Raw genomic sequence first — 25110 nt, 5'->3', positions numbered from 1 at the left:
CGCTCCCGCCGGATGTCCTCCGTTGGCGTAGTTCGCCGGGGTGGCGCAGCACGCCGGGGTAAAAAGGCCCGGACCGGCCCTCGCCGACCATGAGGAGATTCGAGTGGACCGCACGACCACCACAGCTGCCGCTACGCCCACGAGGCGCGTCTTCGCCATGATGGACGCGGACGGCGACAGCGTGATCACGGCAGACGACTACCTTTCCCGCATCGAGCGGACGGTCACGGCGACGGGGCGCCCGCAGGACGACCCGCTGGTCGTCGCCGCCCGTGCGGAGGGACGCAAGGCCTGGGCGGCGATGGACGCCAACGGGGACGGCCTGCTGACCTTCGACGAATACGACGCCTGGGTCGACGGCGACAAGTTCGACCACATCTGCCGCTTCGCCCTCGGCGCGCTCTTCGACCTCGCCGACACCGACGGCGACGGCGCCCTGGACAAGGCCGAGTTCACCACCCTGCGCACCGCGCTCAACAACCCGCCGGACAATGCCGAGGCCGCGTTCAACGCACTCGACACCGATCGCGACGGCCGCGTCACCCGCGACGCCTACCTGGCGGCGATCCGAGCCTATGTCGTCGGCGACTCCTCACCGATGGGCGACGCCCTGTACTAAGGGCGTGCAGATCTTTAACTCGCTGTCTTGATCTTGCTTTGGTTGGGGCCGGAAGCGAGGTATGTCGCGATGTCGGCTGGGGTGCGGAACCTGGCGGTGGAGGGGGTGATGTGGTGGCCGTGCGCTTCCAAGAGCGGGCGGACTTCTTGGGTGGCGCGGCTGATGGTCACGGCGGAGACGTTGAAGAGTTGCCCGAGGAGGTTCACCGTGGCGAGTTTGCGCAGGTGGAGCACGGTGGCCAGGATTCGGTCAGATGGGGTGAGCTTGGCTTTTGCGCCCGTGCCGGGAGCTACCAGGCGCTCGTGACCACGAATCGCGCGGAGTGTCTGTTCACGCTGTAGTTCCAGTTCGGGAATCAGCGCACTGGTCAGCTCGCTGAGCTCTTGGTGGGTCATGCCGGTGAGTTCGGGTTCGTGCAGTGCACGTGTCGGCAGGGGATGCGGGTTGTTCGCCGACGGCTGGTCTGCCGTCCCGTTGATCGTTGCTTCCGGCGGATGCCGGGGGTGGAGGGTGTAGTTCCAGTCGCCGTGGAAGCGGTGCCGGGTGAGGGGAAGGGCGGCGATCTCATCGTCGCTGACCTGAATGCCCGTGGGGTACTTGGTGGTGTCGAGTTCAGCATGCACCGTCAGGCCCGTCTTGGTGGTGGTCGCGGCGATGCTCTCGACGATGACTTCGTGGCTGGTCAGGGGCCTGCCGCGCCAGTTCATGGTGATGTCGGAGAACAGTCGGTGCTCGATCCGGTTCCACTTCGATGTGCCGGGAGGCAGGTGGCAGACGGTGATCGTCAGGCCGGTCTCGGTGGCGAATCGGGCGAGTTCGGTCTTCCAGGTGCGGGTGCGATACCCGTTGGAGCCGCCCGCATCGGCGGTGATCAGCAGCTGGCTGGCCGTTGGATAGGCCGCCCGCCCGGCGCCGTTCCACCAGCGCCGGATCGACTCGACGGCGAACGCAGCGGTGTCGTGGTCGGTGCCCACATTGACCCAGCCGGTGTTCGCGGCGACGTCGTAGATGCCGTAGGGCACCGCTCGGCCGAGCTCGCGGTCGGGGAAGTCGTGGGTGTCGACTCGGACGGGCTTGCCCTTCGGTTCCCATTCCCGGCCGTTGTTCTTGAAGGGGCCGACCAGTTCCTTCTTCTTGGTGTCCACACTGACCACCGGTGCCCCGCTGTCCTGGTGGTCGCGGGCCTGTTCGTTGAGGTAGTGGAACTGGGCTTCCCGGTCGGGGTGTTGCTTGCCTTCCAGGGTCTTGGCGTTGCTCTGCAGGCTGAAGCCCTCCTCGCGCAGCACGTCGCCGACCGTGTCCGCGGAGATCCTGTGGCCCTGCCGGGTCAGTTGCTCGGCGAGCTTGCGGGTGGATTTGGTGGTCCAGCGCAGCGGCGACATCGGATCTCCGCGGACGTCGGGCTCGACCAGTGCGAGGAGTGCCTCCCTCACGGCCGGGTTCTGGTCGACGACGCGTTTACGGCCACCGCCGGGCCGGCGGATGCGTCCCAACGGGGCCTCTCCGGAGCCAAGTTCCCGCATGCCGGCAGACACAGTGGCTTCACAGACACCGGCGGCACGGGCAACAGCTTTGATCCCACCGTGACCCAAGAACCGGGCTTCCACCCCTATCAACAAACGACGCTGCCGCTCGTCCAGATGCGGCAGAATCGCCCCGAACTTGGCTGCCAACACGGCGCGTTGCTCTTCCAACCCACTCACATCAGACCAACGAACCACCGAGCGGAAAGCCACGAGTTAAAGATCTGCACTCCCTAACAGGTCGTTTCACAATGAGGTCCGCGAGGCTGAAGATGCTGGGACGCTCAGGTTCGTCCGGAGGATCACTCCATGCCCTTGGCCAACGCCTGCTTCAGTACGGTGAACCGGGTCGGTCACCTCCACAGCACTCAGCTCGGTTCGTCGCGCATCCAGTGCCGTCCCGTCGTCCAGCCCAGGAAGCGGCGGGGTACGGGCGTCTTGGGCGCGCCGTCCACGGTGCCGCTCTGCGTACCGTCCGTCGCGAAGGATCCGCCGTCGGGCCACGAGGCGCAGGCCTGCCAGGGCCGGTGAGAGGCGTGCGGCCACGTGGGACGGGTGGCGTGCCGTCTCCTCCTCCAGCCGGGCCAGGAAGGCCCGTTGGGCATCGGGCGGGCACAGCGAGAGGTAGAACAGCGTCTGGCGCCATGCGTACGCCGCGTCCTTGATGGTGCTCAGCGGCCGGGGGTTGCCTTCTATCCGGGCCATCAGACGGCACACGGTGCGGAACGCACGCCGCGCCAGGTCGTCCCAGCCGGGTGCCGGTGCGACGCCTACGCGGTGGACCAGGGTGGCCAGGTTGTGCGTGGTCAGGATCTGGGCCTGCTCGATCACCTTGCCGTTGGCGGCCACCGACCAGTCGTTGCCCGTCGTCCCGGCCCGTGCCGCGCACAGCTCGGCGAAGCCGGGCGACGTCCGGGCACCGCCCCCGCGCAGCAGGCCCTCACCTGCCTCCAGGACCGCGAGGTTGCGGATGCCCGCGTAGTCGATGCCGTAATAGCGCTCGTACAGGGTCCCGGCGAGCAACTCGCCCGCGACCCGCGCCGCGGTGAGGAACTTGGGGGTGAAGGTGCCCATGAAGATGTCGGCGGCCAGCTCCTCGACCAGCGGTGCGCCGAGCTCGGCCTGTCGGGCGAGCACGGCGAGTTCGCGGATCAGCGGATTGGGCAGGATCGTGCCGGGGAAGCCCTGCACGGCCAGTTCGCCGAGCTGGCGCAGGGTGGTGTGGGCGGACTCCTCGGCCGCCCCTTCGCGGCGCTGCGCGGCCAACGCCCGTATCCAGGGCAGCTCTTCGACCCGTACCTGTCGCTCCAGATTGAGCAGGAGCAGCGAGCGGCGATTGCGGAAGGCCCGGTAGTGGGCGGCGGCCAGGGTGCGCAGCGTCCTGTCGGCGTACGCCTGCGCGGTGGTGGCGGCGACCAACTGCGGGACGAGTTCGGCGAGGACCTCGGCCGAGGGTACGACGCCGCGCTCGACGAGCACGCCGATGGGGGCGCTGGCGGAAGCCTCCACCACATGGCGCAGGGCCGCGGGGACGGGCGCGCCCGTGGGCAGCCCGGTCTCCTGGTGTTCGTGTTCGGTCACCGGCGCGACCAGCGGTGCGGTGTCGCCCGCGCCCACGTCCTGGGGCAGTTCGGAGAGCCGGCGCAGGACCAGTTGGGCGAGTGCGTGGTGGGAGGGAAGCGCGGCGTGGGCCGCCTGCTGCTCGCGCAGCGCGTGGTGCCGGTCCGAGCCGGGCAGTCCGCGGCGGCGCACCATGGAGTCGACGGCATGCCGCAGCAGGCCGAGCCTTCGCGCGTCGAGGGGACGCCCGGCGACGCTCTCCTCCAGGGCGCCGCGCAGAATGGCGAGGTTCTCCTTGGGTTTGCGGTGCTTGGTGCAGCGGGTGTGCTCGGTGGCCAACGTCCGGTACCCGTCCAGGAGTTCGGTGCCGCGTCGGTTCCAGTCGGCGTCCGGGGTGCGGTCGAGGACCCGGCCGTCCCCGGCGGTCTCCAGCCAGTGTGCGAGCAGTGCGTCGCCGAACGGCTGCCAGATCGCCAGGGCCTCGCGCTGGGTCTCGACGGCCGCGTTGGGCCGCCGCCGCGCCAGGCTCGCGCCCGCTTCGGCGACGGTTCGCCGGTGTACGGACAGAGGGTCGGACGCGGGTGCGTCGCAGGGGCGAGGAGTGAAGCGCAGTCGGTCCGCGAACGGCTCGATGGTGCCGACGAGTTCGACCGCCGCGTTCACATCGCCGGCCCGTACCAGCCAGGCCACGGTGAGCAGCGCGGCCTCTTCGGGGACGGTCACCTCGTAGCGTCCGCTGACGAGGAGTGCGTCCAGTCGGGCGAGGCCGGGCTCGCTGAGGCAGTGCTCGAACAGCGCGCGCCGTTCGGCGGGCACACCGGCTGTGCGCGCCGCTTCGATCTCGTACGCCTGGAGCGGGCCCCCGGCGCTCGCGGCCCCGGTGGCGAACCCGCCGCGCAGGACCTCGGGGGTCACCCAGGCGGGCAGATCAGCCACGGGGGTGCGCGAGCCCACGTTCAGGCGGCCGTTCGCCATGCCCGACAGCACCGCGCGCCAGCCGCGGACCCGGTCCTCGCCGCGTTGCCTGGTCCCGGCGTCGGCGTGGGTCAGCGCGGTGACGAAGGCCTTGGCCAACTCGGCCTGCGCATAGGAGGCGGACGCGGTCGGAAGCTGCTGATCAGCGTCGTCGTTCATAAGCCGACGTGGCAGGTTCCGCCCCTGCGCCCTCCGGGTCTGGAGCCCGGTGCTCTGGCTGCTGAGCTACACGTCGTGGTTTCCCGACCCTAGACGCCACCTCAGCAGCCGTACAACGTGATTTCTCGCGTATCGGTCCCACGTCCCACGCCGACGGGGGGCCGTACGGACGGAACAAGGCCGGGCCGTGAAGCGCACTGCGAGTAGTTGAGGGGAGGGGGTGATGTCGGTGAGCGCACCGCCCCGAACCGGCGGATGTTCACGTGTGCCTCGATCAGGGCCGCGGTCGCTCCCTGGCCGGGGCCCGGAAGCCTGAGACACAGAACAAGCAAGGATGGACAGTTCGTGCAGAATGGGCGTATCCGGGACTCAGTGCGGCGTCTATGGCAGTACTGAGCACTCGTATCCCGAGCGTTTCAGGAAGAGGACATGGCCCCACCCGTCCCGGTCACCCCGAGGAAACTGAACAGCGACGAGCGGGCCGTGCTGGAGAAGGTTCTCTCTGCCAGGTTTCCTGGTGCGGACGGGCTGAAGGCTCAGCTCGATGCCTGTGAAGTCGTCGCGCAGTGGGCCGAGGACTCGGTCAGTGTCGACATCCAGCCGACCCCGGCAGCCGTGCCCGCCGCCGACGCTGTGAACGGCCCGGCACCCGCGGTCGCCGTGGTCCAGGGACTGCCCGGGGACGATCTTCTCCTGGAGGGGGAGATCCTGGTCTGGGTCGCCGGCGGGTACCTCTCCGGCATCGAATACGCCTGGTTCGGGGATGCCATGCCCACCCGGCTCCCGTCCGCCGACCGGATCACCATCGAAGTCGAGTAAGTGCTGCGACGCGTCGCCGGGACGCCAGGCTCGTGAACGTCACACGCGGGCCGCTCCACTCACCCAAAATCGTCGCGGCCAGGTCGGACACGTCCTCGTGCCGTGGGGCCCATCGGGAGAAGTAGGCCTTGATACTGACCGCCGGTCCCCGGGAGTTGTGGGCCACGGCGTCGGCCGCTGCCCCCTCACTTCTACGGTGGCGGTGCTGTTGGCGGGCAGGTGTGTCAGGTCGCCGATGCGGGTGACCGAGGTGGCCTGCTGACTCTGGCCCTCGGGCTGGAGTGGTTCTCGGGCTCTGCTCTACTTGCTTAGGGTCTGGCCAGCACTCTGGATCATTCCCCCGTGCCAGGCGGCTGACCAGCCACCGAGGCACACCGCATGAGTGGTGCCGATGCGCGCAGGAGGGAGTGCACGTCGTGATCCTCCCGCAGGTCCGGGACCCGCGCTTCGTGACGATCCGCCGTGGTGGGACTCTCAATGATGCGGATCACCGTCTCCTCGCTCTATGGGCTGCCTCGTGTGCAGAGCACGTCCTTGGCCTGTTCGAGTCGGCTCAGCCTGGGGACCCGCGACCGCGCCAGGCGATCGAGCACGCCCGGGCCTGGGTGCGTGGCGAGGTCACGATGATGCAGGCTCGTGCGGCGGGCGGCCATGCGATGGGGGCAGCCAGAGACCTGCGTGGGGCAGCACGGCATGCCGCGTATGCGGCAGGCCAGGCCGGGGCCGTCGCGCATGTCGCCGCTCACGAGCTCGGCGCGGCCGCCTACGCGATCAAGGCCGCACGTGCGGCGGCACCGAAAGACGAAGGTGAGGCCGCGGGACGACTGGAGTGCCAGTGGCAGCGCGATCAGCTTCCGGAGGCGATCCGTGAGCTCGTACTTGATGACCAGAGGTTGCGTAACGACATCTGCTGGTCGGTGTTCGACTGCTGAGTGGATTCTGCTGCGCGTGCCGTAGGGGTCCGTCTACGACCCGTCGCCGTGCGGATACGCCGCCGGGCCAGGAAGGGGGCGGGGATGTCGCAGCTGGAGCGGATCACAGCCCGCCGGAGCGAGCTGGACGCGCTCGCCGAGGAGCTGGGCAAGCGGCTTCGGGAAGTCGATGCGGAGCGGGAGGAGTTGGTGATCGCCGAGCGGGCCTTGCTGAGGCTGGCCGAGCAGGATCGGGCCGAGGCGGAGGCCGCCGTGGTGGAAGCCCGGTGAAGGTGCAGGTGGCGGGGCGTGCGGTGCTGCTGGTCCCGCACCGTGGAGACAGCCCGGTCGAGATGGCGCCGCCCGGTGGACGCATGGCCGAGCTGGCCAGCTGGCGCGTGCTCGCTTCGAGCGCTGTGGCGATGGCGAAGGTGCGGCGGCGTTCGGCGAGGCCGAGGGCGAGGGCGAGTCCTCCCGCTCCGGCGGCCAGCAGGACGGCGAAGGCGAGTTCGCGGGCTTGGTGACCTCGGGCGAGGCAGGGGTGGTTCAGCGGCCGGAGTGCCTCCGCCAGTCGATGTCGAGGCCGGACCTTGACCCCTCCGATAGCGGCGTCGCGAGTGCACTCCGATGCAGTGGATGCCACGGTGAACGCAGTCGGTTACTGCGAAGGGACGGTCGCCGTGCAGACGCCGAGCACTCTGCTTCTCTCGTCGCGTCGCTCAGCCGCGAGGGCGGTGTTCCTTGCCGGGAAGCCGGTCGTGGTGGCAGTCACGGCCGTGCTCGTCATGGCGGTGGGCGGTTGCGCAGGGGAGCCGTCCGGGGCCGCGAACGCGGCTGCGAGTGCGACCTCTGACATGCCCGCACCGCCACAGGTGTCAGTGGCCGATGACATGTACCGGGTGCCGCAGCCGCTGCCGGAGCGTCCCCCCGGCACGCTGATCGCCGCAACCGACCACGGCACCGACACCCGGTTCGGTGGCGCCCGACACTGGACCCTGCTCTACCACTCGGTGAACGCTCACCGAGTCGACATCCCCGTCAGCGGAACGGTCCTCCTCCCGCCCGGCGCACCGCCGCGCGGCGGGTGGCCGGTGGTGTCCTGGGCACACGGCACCACTGGCGTTGCCGACTCCTGCGCACCCTCGCACATGACGAACCTGGGGTCCGATGTCTACGCCAGGGAGCTGCGCGCACTCCTGCGGGCCGGCTACGCGGTGACCGCTTCGGACTATCCCGGCCTGGGCACCCCCGGCATGCACACCTACCTGGTGGGCGCGGACGAAGGCAACGCGGTCGTGGACATCGTCACCGCCGCCCGCCACCTCCTGCCCGGCCTGGGGAACGTCTGGTTCGCGGTCGGGCACTCCCAGGGCGGGCAGGCCGCGCTGTTCGCCGCCCAGGCTCCCGGCCGAGGCGCCACCCGCCTGGCGGGTACGGTCGCCATTGCCCCGGCCAGCCACCTGGAAGCGATGCTGCCGGGCGTCAAAGCCTCGCACGTGCCCAGCGAGCTGTCCTTCGCGTTCTACGCACTGGCCGGTCTGACCGCCACGGACCCGTCCCGTACCCTGCCGTCGCTCCTCGGGACCCCGACTGCCGACCTCGCCGCCCGGGTCCTCGCCCGATGTCAGACAGCCGGATACCCGGAGCTCAGCCACCTCGACACCGAGCGGGCCCTGCCGCTGAGCACCGGCCAGCTCGCCCGGATCGGCGCACAGATGGGCGCCTACGGAGACCCCGACCGCACCGCCATCCCCAGCCCGGTCCTGGTCATTCAAGGCCAGGACGACCACGATGTACCACCCGTCTGGACCGCCGCTGTGGTGAACAACCTGCGCCGCCTCGGCTCGCCCTCGATCTCCGCCCGCACCTATCCCGGTGCGGACCACGACCAAGTCCTCGGCCGGTCCATCTGCGACCTCCTCGCCTTCCTCAGCACCCACGCAGGACGCACACCCGGCCCCTGCACCCCCTTCCGTGCCCACCCTGGCTGAGGTGCGGCACACCCGCGGCTCCGGGCCGGCGCCGCGAACCTTGGATGCACCGGGGCCCGGCCCGCGGTGAGAACCCACCGCCAGGCCCGGGCACTCTGCTCGCCGGTGCGCGGCTGCTGGCGGGCCTGCCGGTCCGTACGCTCTGGCTCGGGGCGCTCGGTTCGGGCGCCACGACCGGCGCCGGCGGCGGGATCTACCAGAGCGTGATGAGGATGTTCGTCGGCAAGGAGTCGGCGGAGAAGGGAGCGGCCGACACGATCGTGCCGGCCGGGGGCGTCACCGTCTTCCACGCGCTCGACCTGTGGGTCGGCGAGCTCAACGCGGCCCGTCGGAACGTACCCCTGGCGCAGTACCCCAAGCCGCTGCTGCCGCCGCACGTCTCCCGCGCCACCGTCGTCGCGCTCATGCTGAACGAGGCCGAACTGCCCACGGCCGGAGCCGACATCCTCGTCTCGACGGCGGGCGCGTGATGGCGGGTTACATCGCGATCGAGGAGGCCATCGCGATCCCGAGCCTCGCCGAGCGCTGCCCCCCGTTCCCGGTGCCGGACGGCATGGACCCCGCCTTCGACGCCGTCTGGGCCGCCCTGGTCGAGCTCGGCGTGCCGCTCTACCTGCACCCGGGCATGCCACCCGCCGACTCCTGGCACGTGCTGTCTGGGCCCCGCCCGGGCACCCGGAGATGAACGGCGCGCTGTGGAGCCGGCAGGCGACGACAGGCGGGCACGCCATGCGGATCGTGCTCTCCGGGTCTTCGACCGCCACCCGGAGGCCCGGATGGTCCTCGGCCACGGGGGGGGAGTTCCTGCCGTTCCAGCTGTCCCGGTTCGACTCCCGGTACGCCACGCTGAGCGTCCCGACGCCGCTGCTGCGCCGCCCGTCGCAGTACTTCGACAGCAACGTGCTGGCCACCACCAGCGGCGTGCCCTCGCCGGCCACGGTCGAGGCACTGGTGCACCTGCTCGGCCCGGAGGCGGTGCTCTTCGCCGTCGTATACCCCTGCGAGAGGACTGGGGCCGCGGTCGCCACCCTGGAGCGGACCGCCCTCCCGCCGGAGGTCGAGCACCGCATCGGCTCCGCGAACGCCCGTGTCCTGCTGCGTCTTTGACCGCCCGTCGGCTCGCAGCGCGGCGGCCCCGGCCGAACGTCGGGCCTGGAAGTGGGTCTGTACGGTCTTCGGTGTAGCCGCCGTCGGCCCACACCAACGTGATGCGCCAGCGCCGCTGACGCAGCCGCTCCAGCAACGTCCCTCGGGAGCAAGCTGCACGAACACACCAACAGGAACGACGGTTGTCGCTCATGCTGGCTAGTGCTGTGACCGGGAAGGTACACCGTGATCGGAAGGCGGCTCGTGGGACGAGCGCACGCCAACTCCTGGTATTACTGAGGCATGCAGGAAGAGACCGCACGTTCCGCGATCGACACGTTCATCTCCGCGTTCAACGCCTCGGACGACAGCTATGTGACTGCCCTGCTTTCCCAGGCCCTGACCTCAGACGTGGTCTTCTGGGGGCCGTTGGGTCGCAGTGAAGGAATCGGGGCGGTCGAGCGGTTCGTGCTGGACATCCGACGCCACCCGGCGGGGACCGGCACGATGGTGCGCTGCTCAGCGGTGGACATGCCTGACGAATGGGCCCGGTACCAGTGGGTCTTCACCACGCCTGATGGAGGCCCCCGCCTGGCGGGAACGGATGTCGTCCATCTGCGACGGAGCCTCATCGACCAGGTCATCGTCTTCGCGGGGGAGATCGAGCCGTTCGCCTCCTGAGTCATCCTCTACGAGTCCAACTACGTCGACACCCACGGGGCCTCGGTGGTCGGGTTCGCCTTCACCGAGCTGCTGAACTTCCGGCTGCTGCCTCGGTTGAAGAACATCGGCAGCATTCGGCTGTACCGGCTGGACGGCGAACCGCCCGGCTGGCCGGCCCTGGGCGGCTCGCTGACCCGCTCGATCAAGTGGGACCTGATCGCCCAGCAGTACGACCAGATGGTCAAGTACACCGCCCTGCGCTTGGGGACCGCGGAGGCCGAGCAGGTCCTGCGCCGCTTCACCCGAGGCGGCCCCAAGCACCCCACCTACCAGGCCCTGGAAGAACTCGGCCGGGCGGTGCGGACCGCCTTCGCCCGCGACTACCTGGCCAGCCCCGACCTGCGCCGCGAGATCCACAGCGGCCTTCAGGTGGTGGAGAACTGGAACAGCGCGAACACCGTCATCCACTACGGGAAGGACGGTGCGCTGACCGGCGCCGACAAGGAGCACGCCGAGACCTCCATGCTCGCCCTGCACCTGCTCCAGTCCGCGCTGGTGCACGTAACACCCTGCTGCTGCAACAGGTCCTGGCCGAGCCGGAGTGGGCGGACAAGCTGACCGATGAGGACCGGCGGGCTCTGACCGCCCTGTTCTGGTCGAACATCAACCCGTACGGCAGATTCCGCCTGGACATGGACAAGCGTCTGGCACTGCCGCTGTCCGCCGTGATTCCCGGCCCGTACCGGGCGGCCGAGGACGCTGCCCGTCCGGCGGGCGCGTCGTGAGGGCCCTGGCACCGCCCGCGGACGCTGCACGCGCATGTGCGAGGCCGGGAGCGGCTGAGACACACAAGGCCAGGCGCCTGGCGGGGCCGTCACCCTCCCGCCGGGCGCCTGGAGTCGTGCGGGTCCGTCAGGGCCTCGGCAGCGGCAGGCCGGGCAGGTGCGGGTGCCGCAGGTGCTGTCCGCCGTCGTAGACGTGCAGGGTGAACGTCTCCGGCCCTGGCCGGCCCGCCTCGTCGTGCGCGGACAGCACGCGCTAACGGTCGCCCGTGCTGCTGGGAGTGCTACCTGCTGGTGACGTCGGTGTACATCCCGGCGAGGTAGTGGCCGGGGAGATTGCACACCAGTTCATAGCGCCCGGGACGCAGCGTCAGCGTGGTCCATGCCAGCGCGCCAGGGGCGATGCCGTTCCCCTCGCCCGCTCCGCAGCCGCGGGATGCCTCGCCCAGGCTGCTCGCCTCGTTGATCTTCCCGTCAGGGCCCAGCAGCGCGAGCCGTCGTTTGTACTCGTCTTCGTCGATTTCCCCGAAGGTCGTCAAAACCGGCGTGCTCAGGCCGCATCGGTGAGATGCGCCCACCCTCCGCCGCTGCGGTCATCCTGCCGCCGTACTTCCCCGGCAAGCGGTCCGTCCTCGGTCTGGCCCTGGTCGTGGCCTGCTTCGGCCGCCCGGCCCCTGCAACAGGCGAAGAAGTTGGGGGCGGATGGTTGCCGCCGCGAGGAGCTGCTCGACATCGGCGGTGCGGGCGAAGCGCAGGACGGTGCCGCGGCTGAGGCGGAGTTCACGGGCGATGGATCGCAGGCTGTCGCCGCTTGCCTGGGGCGGCTGCCTTGCGGCCAGGGATCAGCCGGTCAGGGCCGCGAGGGTGTCGTCCAGGTCGGTGGCCTTGGGCTGGTTGTGGGGGAGTTTGGCGAGGATCTTGGCCAAGCCGCAGGTGTTGGTGAGGGCGGAGAAGACCAAGCCGCCCGCGACGCCCGCGGAGAGCCGGCGGGCCGCGTTCCAGCGCTGTCCGGCGATCAGGCCGGTCAGGACGAGGGATCCGGCGGCGAGGCGGACTTGGCGGTCCATGGCCCAGGGGGCGCGGGTGCCGGCCGGTCGGTGGGTGTCGTGGCCGAGCTGCGTCCAGGCGGTGGTGCCGCCGGTGAGGGCGGCGGCGGTGATGCCCTGGTCGGCCAGGCGCCGGCAAGCTTGGGCGGAGCGGGCGCCGGAGGCGCACACGATGAGGAGGAGGTCGCCGCGGTCCGCGGCAGTCTTCAGGGCGGGCAGGGCCGTATCGAGGTGGTCGAGGGGGATGTTGTGGGCGCCGGGCAGGTGACCGGAGGCGTCTTCGCCGGGGGTGCGCACGTCGATGACGGTCAGCTCGTGGAGGCGGGCGTTGGCCTGGTCGGCGGTGAGGGCGGTGGTGGGTGCCACGGGGATTTTCCTTTGCTCGGTTGGCGTTTCCCCTTCGGTAGGATACCCGCGGGGGTATCTCGAAGGAGTGTGGGTCGTGGAACTGGCGATGGCGGCTGAGGAACTGAAGACGGTGGTCAACCGGCTGCGCCGGGCGCAGGGTCAGATCGCCGGGGTGATCAAGATGATCGAGGAGGGGCGGGACTGCGAGGACGTCGTCACTCAGCTCGCCGCGGCGTCCCGGGCTTTGGACAAGGCGGGTTTCGCGATCATCGCTACCGGGCTGCAGCACTGCCTGACCGACGCGGATATGGCCGCCTCCGGGGATCGGGAGCAGATGCGCACCCGGCTGGAGAAGCTGTTCCTGTCTCTGGCTTGAGCCGTGGTGCCGCGGCCCCGATCGCCCGCCTGGCTTGTCAGGTGAGGGCGTCGACGAGCATGAAGGCGGCCACGGCTAGCAGCACGACGGCGAAGGTGCGCTGCAGCAGCGTGCCGGTGACTTTGGCGGCCAGGCGTTTGCCGTCCCAGGCGCCCAGGATCGCCGCCCCGGTGAAGGGGCCGATCACCGCCCAGTTGACGCCGGCGGTGGTGGCGCCGCGGGTGGCCAGCGAGGCCAGGGAGTTCGCCGAGATGACCAGCAGGCTGGTGCCTACGGCGGCCTGCATCTCGAATGCCAGCACGGTGACCAGGGCCGGGACGGCGAGGAAGCCTCCGCCGACCCCGAGCAGACCGGTCAGTGCGCCCAGTCCCGCGCCGGTTCCGGCGGCCTTGGCGGGCCTTGCTTCGCTGGCTGCCGGGCCGGTGGCGGTGCGGCTGGGGCGCAGCATCTTGACGGCGGCGAGTGCGGCGATGGCAGCGAACGCGGCGGTCAGTACTGGCTGGGGGAGGCGGGATGCCGCGGCTCCTGCTGCGGCTGCGGGCAGGAGTCCGGCCGCCGCGAACAGGGCGCCGGCTTTCCAGCGGACGTTGCCGTTGCGGGCGTGGGCGTACAGGGCCGTGAGCGAGGTGGCCGTGACGATGATCAGACTGGCGGTGGTTGCGGCGGCCGGTGTGAAGCCGAGCAGGTAGATCAGCGCCGGCACCGCCAGGACGCTGCCGCCCCCGCCGAGCGCGCCGAGCGCGAGCCCGACCACCGCCCCCGAGATCAGGGCCAGGATCAGAGCACTCACGCTATGACACCGCCGCTGCCGCCCCGACCGGTGACCGGCAGACCCTCACGCGCCCAGGCGGTCATGCCGCCGGTGACGTCCGTGGCTTGAACGCCGCGTCCAGTCAGCAGCTTGGCGGCCTGCCGGGAGCGGTGACCGGAGCGGCAGATCGCCACCACTGGCCTGCCCTGCGCGGCTGCCGGGAGCGACGCGCCTGCCACCAGACGGGAAAGCGGCAGGTGCAGCGCGCCGGACGCGTGCCCGGCGTTCCACTCCGGTGTTTCGCGTACGTCCACCAGAACGGCGGTGCCGTCACTGGTCTGCTGCTGGGCCTGCTGGGGGGTGAGGCGGCCGGGGCCGCGGCGGAGCAGCGAGAACATCGTTTGATCACTTTCATGCGGGGTGGTGCGGAAGGGGCGTGTCAGTCGGTGCGGTCGGGGCGGGTGAGGGTCAGTCCCCCCTCGGTGGCGGCGTCGAAGCCGTCGTCGATGGCGACCACGTCGCGGCCGGCGGCATCCAGCAGGGAGGCGGCGATCGCCGCGCGCATCCCGCCGGCGCAGTGGACCCAGACCGTCCCGTCCGGCACCTCGCCGATACGGCCGTGCAGCTCATGGATCGGGATGTGGGCCGAGCCCTCGATGTAGCCGCCCACACGCTCCGCATCCCGGCGCACGTCCAGGACGACCACGTCGTCGCCGCGCTCACGGACATCGGCGAGGTCGGCGAAGCGGGCGCGGGGAAAGGAGGCGAGCTGCTCGCCCTCACGGACCCAGCCGGCCGGGTCACCGGTGGCGGCGGAAGCCGGGCGGTCGATACCCACCCGCGCCAGCTCCCTCTGCGCGGCGGCGATCTGCTCGCGAGTGTCGGCGAGCAGGGTGACGGGCTTGCCCCACGGGATCAGCCAGGCCAGGTACGTGGCGAGCTTGCCCTCGCCCTCGAAGTTGAACGACCCGGCCACGTGCCCCTCGGCGAAGGCCATACGGCTGCGCAGGTCCACCACCCACTCACCCGCGGCCAGCCGGGAGGCGATCTCCTCGGCGTCCGCACGCCTCGGCGGGGTGAGGTCGACCGGCGCAGGGCCCTCGGCGTTGGCCGGGCCCATGTGCGCGTAGTAGGCGGGCACGTCGTCCAGCCCGGCGAGCATCTGGGCGACGAAAGTGTCCACGTCCAGGGTCAGCGCGTCATTGGTCTCGCGCTCCGTGCCGATCGTGGTCGCGTCCCCCTCGGCCTGGGAGGAGGAACAGAAGCTGCCGAAGCCGTGGGTGGGTAGCACCGGAACCTCGTCGTCCAGCTCGTCGGCCAGCCGATGGGCGGAGGCGTACTGGGCGCGGGCCAACTGTTCGGTCAACCGCGGCTCGACCAGGTCAGGGCGGCCCACGGTGCCGATCAGGAGCGATCCGCCGGTGAACGCCGCCACACCGCGCCCGTCCTCGGTCAGGGCGTAGGAGGTGTGGTGCGGGGTGTGCCCGGGAGTGGCGATCGCGCGCAGCACCAGCCCCTCATCAACCGTCACGGTGTCGCCGTCGGCGACGGGGGTGCGGGCGAACGACACGTGCGCCCCGGCCGGCACCAGGTACCGGGCGCCGGTGACGCGGGCCAGCTCCAGACCGCCGGTGACGTAGTCGTTGTGCACATGGGTCTCGGCCACGAAAGCGATACGCACCCCACGGCGGGCCGCTGCGGCAATGACCTGGTCGATGTCCCGCGGCGGGTCTATGACCACCGCGGCACTGTGTCCGCCGGCCAGGTAACTGCGATTGCCCAGGCCCTCGAACTCCAGGGTGTCGACGAAGAACACGGCTCATGACTCCTCTCGGACGATGTACCCCGGGGGGTATCTGACACTCACCCTAACAGCTATACCCGGGGGGGTATTCCAGAGTCGGGAAGCGCCCCCGCAAGGCTTCGCCTGACGCCCGGCGGGTACCCGGTGGGGTATAGAGAAATCAGTCGTTCCGCACTATCCGGGAGTGTCCGTGTCCTACGACCGCACCATCCGCCTCGACTCCGACTTCGACACCGCCGTCACCGCCGTACGCAAGGCCCTGGCCGATCAGGGCTTCGGCGTCCTCACCGAGATCGACGTCAAGGCCACTCTCAAGGCCAAGCTCGGCCACGACATGGAGGACTACCTGATCCTCGGCGCCTGCAACCCGCCGCTCGCCCGCCAGGCCCTGGAAGCCGACCGCAGCATCGGCCTACTCCTGCCCTGCAACGTCGTGGTCCGCCGCGACGGCGAAACCACGCTCGTCCAGGCCCTCGACCCAGGCACCATGGTCACCCTCACCGGCCTGCCCACCCTGGAGCCAGTCGCCACCGACGCCACGGCCCGGCTGGACGCCGCCCTGAGGTCCCTCACCTGACCCACTCACGCCCGGCCGGCGACCCCAGGCAAACCTCCGACGATGAGAGGGCGAGTGTGTGCCTCTCGCAAATGAACAGTTACGAGAGTTCTGCGAGAGCCCCGGAGCCGATCACTTTTCCGCAGGCGCTTCTGCGGTGGATCTGACGCCCGATCAAGCCTTCCGCGTCATTGCTTCGGGTTGGTTCTCTCGTGGCAGGCTGAGTTCTTCGCGGGCCTCCGCTATCCAGCGCAGGACACCGTGGGACATGGTGCTTTCGGCTAGTTCTGCTGCTTCTTCGAGCAGTGCCCCTGCGTCGTCGCGTCGTTCTTGTTGCGCGGCGAGGTAGGCCAGTCCGATCAGGTTTGCTGCGACTCCGGGCAGGAATCCCAATTCCCGGCGCAGGCGCATGGACTCCTCGAAGTGCGCACGGGCCTCGTCGAGGCGCCCGGCCATGTGGTCGACGAAGCCGATGTGTCGCAGGGCGTAGGACATGGTCAGCCGGTCATTGGCCCGGGTGGCGAGGTCGAGGGCGCGTGTGAAGCACGGTAGGGCGGCTTCGTTGTCGTCGCGTACCACCTGGTGGAAGGTGCCGATCCAGAACACCGCTTCGCCCTCGCCCTGGGCGTCACCGAGCCGGCCGTAGAGTGCCGCAGCACGCCCGCATGATGTGCTCGTCCACAGTCATTTGGGGATCGTAGCCAACCGGCCACGACATCACACCGAACACCGACAAGCCCGCAAACCACAACACCCGGAGGCGGAGCCGGCCCTGGCCAGGGGCCTTGACGGTGTGGGCGTCGGCGCGCTGTCCACCGCCGCGCTCGCTCCGGCGCTCTGGCTCAGCGAACGCGGCTACTGTGCCTGGGGTCGCTGTGCCGCCCCCGGATGCGACCGCTACTTCATCGACACGGGGCGCCGTGCCCCGCAGCGCTACGGCTCGACCCGCTGCGGAACCCGGGTCCGAGTCACCGCCCATCGCAATCGGAGCCACTGATCGGCGCAATCGCCGTCTGGCCGTTGTCCGTCCCGGGCGCAGTTGGGGGTGTACCGGCGGGGTCAGAGCGTGCGGCGAAGTGCCGGGTGAGGATGGCGCAGAGCGCATATGTGATCCAGAATGACCGGGTGATCACGCTTGAGACTCCCCGTCTGATCTTGCGTCGCTGGCGCGAGGAAGACATTGTGCCGATGGCTGCCGTCAACGCCGACCCCGAGGTCATGCGGTGGATCCGCGACGGCAGCGTCCGTGACGAACAGCAGACTCGCGACGGGGTCCAGGCATGGGAGAACGAGTGGGAGTCACAGGGATTCGGCCTGTTCGCCGTGGAGATCCGGTCCACTGGCGAGTTGGCCGGGTTCACCGGCCTTTCGGTGCCCACCTACTTCCCTGAAATACTGCCGGCGGTCGAGGTCGGCTGGCGGCTGGGACGGTCGCACTGGGGGCAGGGCCTGGCCACCGAGGCCGCTGCGGCCGCAGTCCGGTTCGGGTTCAGGGAGCGAGGCCTGGAGCGGATCGTCAGCATCACTCAAGTGGGCAACAAAGCCTCCGAACGGATCATGGCCAAACTGGGGATGCATCCGGTCTGTGAGACCGTCAATCCCGCCTACGGCCGGCGAGTGCGCATGTTCGAGTTGTCATCGGACCAGTACGCCGCAACCACTGGTTGATCGCGGCAGCGAGGACGGCGGCCTCGTAGCCGACCGCGTGGTCGTCGGCCCTGGAGGCCACGGGTCGATGTCGGCTACGTCCCGGGGGTGATCGGAGTGTCGGGGGCGCGGCGCCCAGCGAGGGCTTTCCAGCATGGCAGACGGATGCGCTGGTCCCGCGTAGGGGTGCGGAGCCAGCGCATCGTTCAACCGGCGGACAAAGGCGTCTTGTCGCTAGGGCCTGTCCGGTGGATCTTGCCTGGGACGCGGGGGTGTGGCACGCCCATCTGCCGCGTTGTCGTCGGTTGCCGACGCTCCGCGTCGCCGCCCTCCTCCGCCTTGCAGCTGGACGCACCACACCCCCGCTCACCGGCACCGAAACGGCGGCCCGGACCGAAGGCGGCCAGATCCACCGGACAGGCCCTAGTGGTGCTGTGCTGTCGCTGTAGGGCCTGGCTTTCCCCGGGTGGGGGAGGAGGGCGCGTCTGCGTCGGCCGCCGTGGGTGTGTTCACTGAGGTCAGAAAATGATCCGTGGGCTCTGGACGTTCATGTAGTACTGGACTCCGGAGCCGAAATCCGCCCAGAATCCGACCTGCACCACGACCTGCTTTCCGGTCTTGGCGAGGTCTACCGAGGAGGGGTAGTTGAAGTAGTGGTTCCCGGAGAAGCCCGGGACCCAGCTGCCGGTGCGCTTGTCGACGCACCCGAAGTCGTACAGCCACTTGCCGGTGTCCGCCTCAACCAGCTGGGCGCAGGGGTCGGACGGGAAGGTGTTGTTGACTCCGATCCCCGCGATGATCTGGGAGCCGTTGCGGGCGATACAGGCGTCTACGTTGGCGCCGCCCCAGTTCGCCCACGAATGGTTCGGCGTGTTGTCGGACCGGCACGCGAAACCGGCCTCCTGCGCGGATGCGGAGGGGGCCACGGTCACGATGCCGGCCAGGGCGGCACCGAGCGCGGCTGATGTGGCGAGAATGCGTGGGAACATGACGTCTCCTCGGTTCATGGGCATGCCGTAGAAGGCTTGGCAGGGATGAGTACGGGCGTGCACGGGCTGGGCCGTCCGGCTGATGGGGCTTGTTCCTTGACGGGTTGCGGGTTGCGGGCTGTTTGTGGACGTGCAGATCTCCGGGTCGCGTGTTCGGCCAAGGGATCGCGGCGCACCGGCCACAGGCCGTGTCACGGGAAAGCCTGGTGCAAGTGAGAAGACGGCCGGCCGTCGTCTCGGCTACGCCGGGGGAGAGGGTCTTCCCGGGTGGCGTTCCGCGGCCTGACACTGCCGGGAAGTGGAGTTGTCCGCGCGGCCACAGAGTGATCCGGGCAGGTCGGCTCGGGTCAGGGGACCGGACAAGCGGGGTTGTCCGCGGACACCGGGAGGCTGGGCGTGCGCACCAGCGCATGGCCGTCATCCTGGCAGGGCCCGCCCCATGAGGGCGGAGGCTCCATGCGCACGTGTGTTGCCCACCGGCGGCTGGAGGTGCGCAACTTCATCGCCTACGGCCTACGTGTGGTCCACGGACTGCAACGGCGGGGGGCGGCACCTACACCTAGTCCCCAGTGATGCGGGGCTACGCCAGCGGCATCGGCTGGGGCCCGGTGGCGTGCACGGCGGCGTGCCGTTGCCGGTTGCGGCAGGGGAGTGGGCCTTTGGCCTTGTCGGGCAGCGCTTGCGCCGTGGTGAAGGGGTCGCGCTCCGGCGGCAGCCAGGTGGAGCGGGCACTCCGCCGATCGCCGCGTCCGCCAAGCGCCGCGGATACCGGCTGTGTACCCGGAGCGAAGCCGCCGCACAGTCTGGACACGGTAAGAGGACTTCATCGTGGGTACGCGCCGTGATGCGGAACATAAAGCCGATGGGTGCAGGCCCCTGCGTCCTTGGCAGCGTGCGCCAGGCGGTTCACGTCACGGACGGGCAGTTCCCGGCTGACCGGGCGGTCGAGGACCTGGAGGATCTCGTCCGGCTGGATGCTCCGTTTGCTTCTTCTCAGCGCAGTTGCTGGGCGAGTCCGACGATGATGCCCTCGGGGCCGCGGAGGTAGCAGAGCAGATGGCTGTCCTGGAACCGGGCGATCTCGCCGACGAGGTCGGCGCCGTGAGGCCGCAGGCGGGCGACGGTGTCCTCGATGTCGTCGACGGCGAACATGACGCGGTGGGTGCCCACGATGTTGTGCGGCTGGTTGCCGGGCCCGGCGCTGATCGCCGCGGGGCTGTGGTACTTCGCCAGCTCGATCCGGCTGTGGCTGTCCGGGGTCCGGACCATCGCGATGTCGCAGCGGACGCCGTCGAGTCCGGTGCACTGGTCGGCGACGGGGCCCTCGATCTGTGCCCTGCCCTCCAGCTCCATACCGAGTTCCACGAAGAACGCGATGGCGGCATCCATGTCCTCGACGACGATGCCGACGTTGTCCATCCGCTGAATCGCCATGCTGGTTTCTCCTTCTTCGCCGTGCGGCCGGTGGTGGCCGTTGATGTCCCTGGGACGGAGCCGGTGGCACGTTCTCGACATCCGCGATTGTCAGTGGCCGGTGCCAAGATCGGGGCATGGGTGTTCGCTATGGCCACTTTGCCGTTCGCCCGGCTCCCCAACACCACGAACCACGAGCACTTCAGTCGGTATCAGTCGCGGCAAGTACGGACAAGCGCCGACGGCCGGAGGAAAGGGCGGCCAGACCGATGTCCCAGGCCACCTGATCGAACCACTTCGTGTTGGCGCCGAAGTCATGCCAGACGCAGTCCAGTACATGTGCTTCGACCTCAGCGACGGTGGCGCCCTCTGGGCTTCCAGCCAGCGCGGCCAGGGACTGCCAGGCCGCCAACCGGCCGTAGGCACCATAGGAACCGGAGTTGTACGCCCCTCCCGTCGACGCCGCCGCGAAGAGCACGCGCCATGCCTGGGCCGGCGGCCGGACACCTACCGACAGAGGGGCCTTCTTCCCCGCTCCGTGCAGACACTCCAGCCCCAGCGTCAGGAGCGCGGCCGGAACCGACTCGGGGTCCAGGGGTTCGGCAAGGCCGAACACGCGCGCCTCGATGCGCCCGTTGGACTCTTCGGCCCAGTTCGCCACGGCCCTGCTCATCGCCGTGGCAGCGGACGGAGTTGTCGTCTCCTCCGCGGACGGGACGCGCGCGTCGGCGATCACCGCCAGTTCGCGGCTCTCCGATGGTCCGTACGGCATCGAGTGGCTGCGGCCATGAACGCTGTAGCTCGGCAGATCCGCGCTTCCCTCCACGTCGGACAGAGTCAGGGGCAGCCAGCCCAGCGGGTGATGACTCCAATGCGGCGACGTCGCCCAACGCGCGATCCCCGGCGTGTCCTCGACGACCACGCCCCTGAGAACCAGCTCATGGACCAGACAGGCCCGAAGCTCCTCCGGAGCACGGCCGGTGAACGCCGCAGCCAGGTCGGACGCCTCGTGGCTGGAAGCCAGCAACGAAGCCGTGTAGCGATCCAGCTTCCTGCTGGTGACCTCGTCCAAGGAGATCAGCCGCAACACCTGGGTGACATTCTCGGGACCGGCGGTGGTGGCCAATAGCCGAAGCAGATGGTCGAAGACGCTTCGGAACTGCCACATCTGCCCCCCGGTTGCCTTCCCGGTGCTGTAGGTCCTGGCGAGAGCGATGCCAAGGTCGGCGGCAAAGGCGGCATCCCCCTGCGCGACCCGGCCATCGGCCACCGCCCATACGCCGGTGACGTCCTTCAGGTCCGGCAGCCCCGTCACGATCTTCTGTATCTGATCAGCCACGGCCCCGAGCCTACGCATCCGACGGCCCAGCTCATCTCATAAACGGTCATTTCATAAGCGGTCATGTGTCAGAGGCGCGGGCATCATCCTGTCGGCCGGGAGGCGTCCCGCCGGGGGATCATCCGACGGGACGCCTCCCGGCCGAGCTCGGTGTCGCTGTCAACGGCTGGTCACGGATGCCCTGTTCGAGGTGGTGACCGCACCTGGATCAGTGGCACGTCGCGGCACCGTGGAGCCTTCCGAGGGCTTGGACCTTGTCAGCCACAGGCCGGTGAACACGGCGGTGGCCAAGGTGATGACGCCGGCCGCGACGAAGGCGCTGTTGAGGCCGGTCTCGAAGGAGGCGCCGCCGGACTGCCGGGTGCGGACGATGGCTCCGAGTACCGCCACGCCGAGCACCGCGCCGATCTGGCGGGTGGTGCTGCTGATGCCTGATGCGAGGCCGCCTTCCTGCGGGCTGACCGCTTGGATGGCGGCGCCTGTCAGCGGGGACATGGTCAGGGCGAAGCCGATGCCGGCGAGTCCGAGCCGCCACCAAACGTTCCCGTAGCCGGTGTCGGCGTGCACCATACCGAGCGCCAGCAGTCCCAGGCCGGCCAGGGCCAGGCCGCTGGTGACCGCGATCCGGAAGCCGTACCGGGCGGCGAGCCGGCCCGCGTACGGGCTGACGATCACCATGGCGAGGGATACCGGCAGGGTCTGCAGGCCGGCGCGCAAAATCGAGCTGCCCTGGACGTATACGAAGAACTGGGAGAAGAAGAACGACGAACCCATGAGCGCGAACCCCACCACGACCATGGCGGTGTTGGACACGGTGAACAGGCGCTGCCGGAACAGCCGCAGCGGCAGCATCGGAGCGGAACGCCGCGCTTCGACGGCGACGAAGGCGGCGAGGAGGATCACCGCGGCGGTGAAGCTGCCCAGGATCACTGGCGACGTCCAGCCGCGGGCACCACCCTCGATCAGTCCGTAGGTCAGTGTCCCCACTGCCAGAACGGACAGCACCGTCCCCGGGATGTCGATCGCGGGGGCGCCCGGATTGCGGGTCTCTTCAAGGCTGCGCAGACCGACCAGCAGAAGGACCACGCCGAAGGGCAGATTGACCAGGAAGATGGCGGGCCAGCCGAAGGCGTCCGTCAGCACGCCGCCTGCCACGGGGCCTGCGGCCAGACCGATTCCGCTCAATCCGGCCCACAGCCCGATCGCCTTGACTCGTTCCTGCGGTACGGGATAGGCGGCGGCGAGCAGGGCGAGCGAGGCAGGGCTCAGCGCCGCGGCCCCGATGCCCTGCAGCACCCGGCCGGCGATCAGCCAGCCGAGCGAGGGCGCGAGGCTGCACACCACCGACGCGGCGGTGAACACGGCCACGCCGGTCAGGTACACCCGCTTGCGGCCGAACCGGTCGGCGAAGATACCGCCGGACAGCAGCAGCATGGCGACCAGTAGTACGTACGCGTCGACGATCCATTGCAGACCGGTCAACTGAGTGTGCAGCCGGTGCTGCATATCAGGCAGTGCCGCTCCAACGATCGTGTTGTCGAGCAGGACCATGAATTGGCCGAGGCAGGTCACCGTGAGCAGCACGGCCCGATTCGATCGACTGCCTACGGCCGCAAACGATTCAGCGATGGGGATTCCTCTCAACTGCCAGTTGCTTCCCGCCACCGGTTGACACGGGTGGCGGTACACCTGAGCGCTCTAACGCAATCGGTGACTGCGTTAGAGGACTATAGGGAGGGTCGCCTCACAAACGCAAGCCTCGACTGCGTTAAGGTGGAGGCATGAACGAGCGACAGCCAGCCCGGCGGCCCGGCGGGCGCAGCGCCCGCGTCGGCGCGCAGGTGCACCAGGCCGTGACCGACCTGATCAATGAGCGCGGCTACGGCAACTTCACCGTCGGCGAGGTCGCAGCGCGCGCGGGCGTGGCCGACAGCAGCGTCTACCGCCGGTGGGGCAGCCTGGAAACCCTGCTCACCGACGTGGCGCTCACCCGCCTCAACGCGCAGTCGCCGATGCCCGACACCGGGAGCCTGGCCGGTGACCTGCGCGCTTACGCGGCCCAGGTCGCCCGCGAGATCACCGGACCCGACGGTCTGCTGGTGGTGCGCCTGGCCGTCGCCCTGTCGAGCAGCGGTCAGCAGGGCCTACAGGCGCGTGACGACCTCCGCGACGAACGCACCCGGCAACTGCAGTCCATGCTCGATCGCGCCCGCGACCGTGGCGAACACGCACCCGATGCGCTCGGCGTGCTGGACCACGTCCTGGCCCCGATGTACATCCGCGTCCTGTTCGGCATGGGCCCGCTCACCCCGGACTACGTCGACGGGCTGGTCGACCGCTTGCTGTGACCTCAACCCGGTCCCCGGGGTCAGCTCTCGGACGCGGTGCCAGGGCTCCACAGTGCCCTGGCACCGTGAGGTGCTCTACTACGTGCCGTCCCACATCGGGCATCCGGCCCTCGGCCGGCTCAGGCGGCCTGTCCGAAGCCGTCGGCCGACGGGCCGTCGCCGCGGAGCATTGCCAAGAGCACGTCTGCTCGTCGTCGAGCCAGGCAGAGGAAGGCAGGGATCTCACCGAACCCGGCGGTGCCGCCGGTACGGCCGAAAGATCTGAACCCATACCGAGAATCAGGCCGCGACGAGCTCCTGCTCGCGGTCCAGCGTTTTGACCTTGGGCGTCTTGTTCGGCAGCGAGAGCCGGAAGACCTTGCGCCACGCGGAGAACACCTGCTTGGGCAGCGGCCCGGTGACGTACTCCAGCTCGTACTTCTCGAACAGCGCGCGTACCTTCACCGCGACCTCGGCGTACCGGTTGCTCGGCAGGTCCGGGAACAGGTGGTGCTCGATCTGGTGCGACAGGTTGCCGGTCATGAAGTGCATGGCCCTGCTGCCGCTGATGTTCGCCGAGCCCATCATCTGGCGCAGGTACCACTGGCCGCGCGTCTCGCCCTTGATCGACCGGCGCTCGAAGACCTTGACGCCCTCGGGGAAGTGCCCGCACATGATGACCGAGTGGGTCCAGAGGTTGCGGACCAGGTTCGCGGTGAACGTGGCGGCGAGCGTGGGGAGGAACGACGGGCCCGACAGCACCGGGTGGATCACGTAGTCCTTGAGTACCTGCTTGCGGATCTTGCGGCCCACGGCCCTGGCCCGCGCGCGGAACTCCGGGTCCTTGCGGCGGCGCTTGTCCAGGTTCTTGCCGAGCTCCAGGTCGTACGCCGCGATGCCGTACTCGAAGAAGCAGGCGTTGATGAAGTTCCACAGCGGCTGGCCGAGGTGGAACGGGTGCCACTTCTGGTCCTCGTCGACGCGCATGATGCCGTAGCCGAGGTCGTTGTCCTTGCCGATCACGTTGGTGTACGTGTGGTGCAGCTCGTTGTGCGAGTGCTTCCACTGGTCGGCCGGCGAGACGTGGTCCCACTCCCAGGTGGTGGAGTGGATCTTCGGGTCGCGCATCCAGTCCCACTGGCCGTGCAGGATGTTGTGGCCGATCTCCATGTTGTCCATGATCTTCGCGACGGAGAGACCGGCGGTGCCGAGCACCCACGCGGGCGGGAAGAGCGAGAACAACAGCACGCCCCGGCTGGCCAGTTCGAGCTTGCGCTGCGCGGAGATGACCTTGCGGATGTAGGCGGCGTCCTGCTCGCCGCGGCCGGCGATCACCTCGTCGCGGATCGCGTCCAGCTCGCGGCCGAGCTCCTCGATCTGCTCCGCGGTCAGGTGGGCGGTGGGGTCGATGGCGGTCAAGGTGCTC

At 69.6% G+C, this 25110-nt stretch carries 27 protein-coding genes, 1 tRNA gene and 2 pseudogenes; 15 read left to right on the top strand and 15 right to left on the bottom strand.

Annotated elements, in window-relative coordinates:
* Positions 1–103 precede the first annotated feature (103 nt).
* Entirely contained in the window at positions 104–619 is a 516-nt protein-coding gene (locus ACGFRG_RS00585) for an EF-hand domain-containing protein (protein WP_393259869.1), read from the top strand.
* Between the two features lie 14 nt (positions 620–633).
* Here the strand turns inward: ACGFRG_RS00585 and ACGFRG_RS00580 are convergent, their stop codons facing one another.
* From ACGFRG_RS00580 to ACGFRG_RS00570, 3 genes and pseudogenes are all read right to left on the bottom strand, one after another.
* Positions 634–2322: an ISAzo13 family transposase gene (locus ACGFRG_RS00580; protein ID WP_393260781.1), complete on the bottom strand. Its 1689-nt coding sequence runs from the start codon at positions 2320–2322 to the stop codon at positions 634–636.
* A gap of 188 nt (positions 2323–2510) precedes the next feature.
* Positions 2511–4836, bottom strand: a pseudogene (locus ACGFRG_RS00575) (hypothetical protein).
* Positions 4837–4839: 3 nt separating this feature from the next.
* Positions 4840–4912: transfer RNA gene (locus ACGFRG_RS00570), tRNA-Trp, on the bottom strand.
* Positions 4913–5265: 353 nt separating this feature from the next.
* Between ACGFRG_RS00570 and ACGFRG_RS00565 the strand changes: the two genes are divergently transcribed.
* From ACGFRG_RS00565 to ACGFRG_RS00525, 9 genes are all read left to right on the top strand, one after another.
* Positions 5266–5655 carry a hypothetical protein gene (locus tag ACGFRG_RS00565; RefSeq protein WP_393259866.1) on the top strand — a complete coding sequence of 130 codons (390 nt, stop codon included), beginning with the start codon at positions 5266–5268 and terminating at the stop codon, positions 5653–5655.
* Positions 5656–6071: 416 nt separating this feature from the next.
* Positions 6072–6587 (top strand): putative immunity protein, encoded by a 516-nt coding sequence (locus tag ACGFRG_RS00560; RefSeq protein WP_393259864.1) that lies wholly within the window; start codon positions 6072–6074, stop codon positions 6585–6587.
* Positions 6588–6671: 84 nt separating this feature from the next.
* Entirely contained in the window at positions 6672–6857 is a 186-nt protein-coding gene (locus ACGFRG_RS00555; RefSeq protein WP_361432442.1) for a hypothetical protein, read from the top strand.
* A 587-nt stretch (positions 6858–7444) separates the two neighbouring features.
* Positions 7445–8557: an alpha/beta hydrolase family protein gene (locus ACGFRG_RS00550; protein ID WP_393259861.1), complete on the top strand. Its 1113-nt coding sequence runs from the start codon at positions 7445–7447 to the stop codon at positions 8555–8557.
* Positions 8558–8601: 44 nt separating this feature from the next.
* Entirely contained in the window at positions 8602–9027 is a 426-nt protein-coding gene (locus ACGFRG_RS00545; RefSeq protein ID WP_393259858.1) for a hypothetical protein, read from the top strand.
* A complete protein-coding gene (locus ACGFRG_RS00540; RefSeq protein WP_393259856.1) occupies positions 9027–9242 on the top strand; it encodes a hypothetical protein in 216 nt (71 codons plus the stop codon). Before ACGFRG_RS00545 ends, ACGFRG_RS00540 begins: the two co-directional genes overlap by 1 nt.
* Positions 9239–9664, top strand: coding sequence for a hypothetical protein (locus ACGFRG_RS00535; protein WP_393259853.1), 426 nt, complete (start codon positions 9239–9241; stop codon positions 9662–9664). Before ACGFRG_RS00540 ends, ACGFRG_RS00535 begins: the two co-directional genes overlap by 4 nt.
* Positions 9665–9946: 282 nt before the next feature.
* A complete protein-coding gene (locus ACGFRG_RS00530) occupies positions 9947–10324 on the top strand; it encodes a hypothetical protein (protein ID WP_086831186.1) in 378 nt (125 codons plus the stop codon).
* A 45-nt stretch (positions 10325–10369) separates the two neighbouring features.
* Complete coding sequence (locus ACGFRG_RS00525) at positions 10370–10924, top strand: Tn3 family transposase (RefSeq protein ID WP_393259849.1); 555 nt, start codon at positions 10370–10372, stop codon at positions 10922–10924.
* 294 nt (positions 10925–11218) lie between these two features.
* On the opposite strand, the pseudogene ACGFRG_RS00520 reads toward ACGFRG_RS00525, so the two are convergent.
* The 3 genes and pseudogenes from ACGFRG_RS00520 to ACGFRG_RS00510 form a co-directional block, all read right to left on the bottom strand.
* A pseudogene (locus ACGFRG_RS00520) lies at positions 11219–11341 on the bottom strand (SAM-dependent methyltransferase); the annotation flags it as partial.
* A gap of 31 nt (positions 11342–11372) precedes the next feature.
* Positions 11373–11627 (bottom strand): hypothetical protein, encoded by a 255-nt coding sequence (locus ACGFRG_RS00515; RefSeq protein WP_393259846.1) that lies wholly within the window; start codon positions 11625–11627, stop codon positions 11373–11375.
* A gap of 303 nt (positions 11628–11930) precedes the next feature.
* Entirely contained in the window at positions 11931–12500 is a 570-nt protein-coding gene (locus tag ACGFRG_RS00510) for a rhodanese-like domain-containing protein (RefSeq protein ID WP_393259844.1), read from the bottom strand.
* A 76-nt stretch (positions 12501–12576) separates the two neighbouring features.
* Here ACGFRG_RS00510 and ACGFRG_RS00505 point away from each other — a divergent pair, with 76 nt between their 5' ends.
* On the top strand, positions 12577–12858 hold the full coding sequence (locus ACGFRG_RS00505; RefSeq protein WP_010358257.1) for a metal-sensitive transcriptional regulator: 282 nt from the start codon (positions 12577–12579) through the stop codon (positions 12856–12858).
* A 37-nt stretch (positions 12859–12895) separates the two neighbouring features.
* Here the strand turns inward: ACGFRG_RS00505 and ACGFRG_RS00500 are convergent, their stop codons facing one another.
* Genes ACGFRG_RS00500 through ACGFRG_RS00490 form a run of 3 tightly spaced genes read right to left on the bottom strand, consistent with a single transcriptional unit; the run spans position 12896 to position 15425 of the window.
* On the bottom strand, positions 12896–13648 hold the full coding sequence (locus tag ACGFRG_RS00500; RefSeq protein WP_393259841.1) for a sulfite exporter TauE/SafE family protein: 753 nt from the start codon (positions 13646–13648) through the stop codon (positions 12896–12898).
* Positions 13645–14007: a rhodanese-like domain-containing protein gene (locus ACGFRG_RS00495; protein WP_393259838.1), complete on the bottom strand. Its 363-nt coding sequence runs from the start codon at positions 14005–14007 to the stop codon at positions 13645–13647. Before ACGFRG_RS00495 ends, ACGFRG_RS00500 begins: the two co-directional genes overlap by 4 nt.
* 41 nt (positions 14008–14048) lie before the next feature.
* On the bottom strand, positions 14049–15425 hold the full coding sequence (locus ACGFRG_RS00490) for a rhodanese-like domain-containing protein (RefSeq protein WP_393259836.1): 1377 nt from the start codon (positions 15423–15425) through the stop codon (positions 14049–14051).
* 178 nt (positions 15426–15603) lie between these two features.
* Between ACGFRG_RS00490 and ACGFRG_RS00485 the strand changes: the two genes are divergently transcribed.
* The gene (locus ACGFRG_RS00485; RefSeq protein ID WP_393260778.1) at positions 15604–15990 is read left to right on the top strand and encodes a DUF302 domain-containing protein; all 387 of its coding nucleotides are present in this window, start codon (positions 15604–15606) and stop codon (positions 15988–15990) included.
* A 153-nt stretch (positions 15991–16143) separates the two neighbouring features.
* On the opposite strand, the gene ACGFRG_RS00480 is transcribed toward ACGFRG_RS00485, so the two are convergent.
* Positions 16144–16575 (bottom strand): tetratricopeptide repeat protein, encoded by a 432-nt coding sequence (locus ACGFRG_RS00480; protein ID WP_393259833.1) that lies wholly within the window; start codon positions 16573–16575, stop codon positions 16144–16146.
* A 64-nt stretch (positions 16576–16639) separates the two neighbouring features.
* Between ACGFRG_RS00480 and ACGFRG_RS00475 the strand changes: the two genes are divergently transcribed.
* Both ACGFRG_RS00475 and ACGFRG_RS00470 read left to right on the top strand, forming a co-directional pair.
* Entirely contained in the window at positions 16640–16966 is a 327-nt protein-coding gene (locus ACGFRG_RS00475; protein ID WP_393259831.1) for a CGNR zinc finger domain-containing protein, read from the top strand.
* Positions 16967–17097: 131 nt separating this feature from the next.
* Positions 17098–17637: a GNAT family N-acetyltransferase gene (locus tag ACGFRG_RS00470; RefSeq protein WP_361432476.1), complete on the top strand. Its 540-nt coding sequence runs from the start codon at positions 17098–17100 to the stop codon at positions 17635–17637.
* A gap of 497 nt (positions 17638–18134) precedes the next feature.
* Here the strand turns inward: ACGFRG_RS00470 and ACGFRG_RS00465 are convergent, their stop codons facing one another.
* The 4 genes from ACGFRG_RS00465 to ACGFRG_RS00450 all read right to left on the bottom strand — a co-directional run bounded on the left by ACGFRG_RS00465 (position 18135) and on the right by ACGFRG_RS00450 (position 22986).
* The gene (locus ACGFRG_RS00465; protein ID WP_361432470.1) at positions 18135–18605 is read right to left on the bottom strand and encodes a hypothetical protein; all 471 of its coding nucleotides are present in this window, start codon (positions 18603–18605) and stop codon (positions 18135–18137) included.
* A 993-nt stretch (positions 18606–19598) separates the two neighbouring features.
* On the bottom strand, positions 19599–20039 hold the full coding sequence (locus tag ACGFRG_RS00460; protein ID WP_393259829.1) for a VOC family protein: 441 nt from the start codon (positions 20037–20039) through the stop codon (positions 19599–19601).
* Between the two features lie 181 nt (positions 20040–20220).
* Entirely contained in the window at positions 20221–21357 is a 1137-nt protein-coding gene (locus tag ACGFRG_RS00455) for a DUF6183 family protein (protein ID WP_393259826.1), read from the bottom strand.
* Between the two features lie 159 nt (positions 21358–21516).
* Positions 21517–22986, bottom strand: a complete 1470-nt coding sequence (locus ACGFRG_RS00450) for an MFS transporter (RefSeq protein WP_393260776.1) — start codon at positions 22984–22986, stop codon at positions 21517–21519.
* A 152-nt stretch (positions 22987–23138) separates the two neighbouring features.
* Between ACGFRG_RS00450 and ACGFRG_RS00445 the strand changes: the two genes are divergently transcribed.
* Positions 23139–23705: a TetR/AcrR family transcriptional regulator gene (locus ACGFRG_RS00445; RefSeq protein ID WP_393259824.1), complete on the top strand. Its 567-nt coding sequence runs from the start codon at positions 23139–23141 to the stop codon at positions 23703–23705.
* Between the two features lie 279 nt (positions 23706–23984).
* Here ACGFRG_RS00445 and ACGFRG_RS00440 read toward each other — a convergent pair whose 3' ends face one another.
* Positions 23985–25103, bottom strand: coding sequence for an acyl-CoA desaturase (locus ACGFRG_RS00440; protein ID WP_361430593.1), 1119 nt, complete (start codon positions 25101–25103; stop codon positions 23985–23987).
* Positions 25104–25110: the final 7 nt, after the last annotated feature.

This window comes from Streptomyces sp. NPDC048696 (genome assembly GCF_043198895.1).
Classification (GTDB): Bacteria; Actinomycetota; Actinomycetes; order Streptomycetales; family Streptomycetaceae; genus Streptomyces.
The sequence above is the reverse complement of the archived record's forward strand: the minus strand, read 5'-3'. Positions and strand labels throughout refer to the sequence as shown.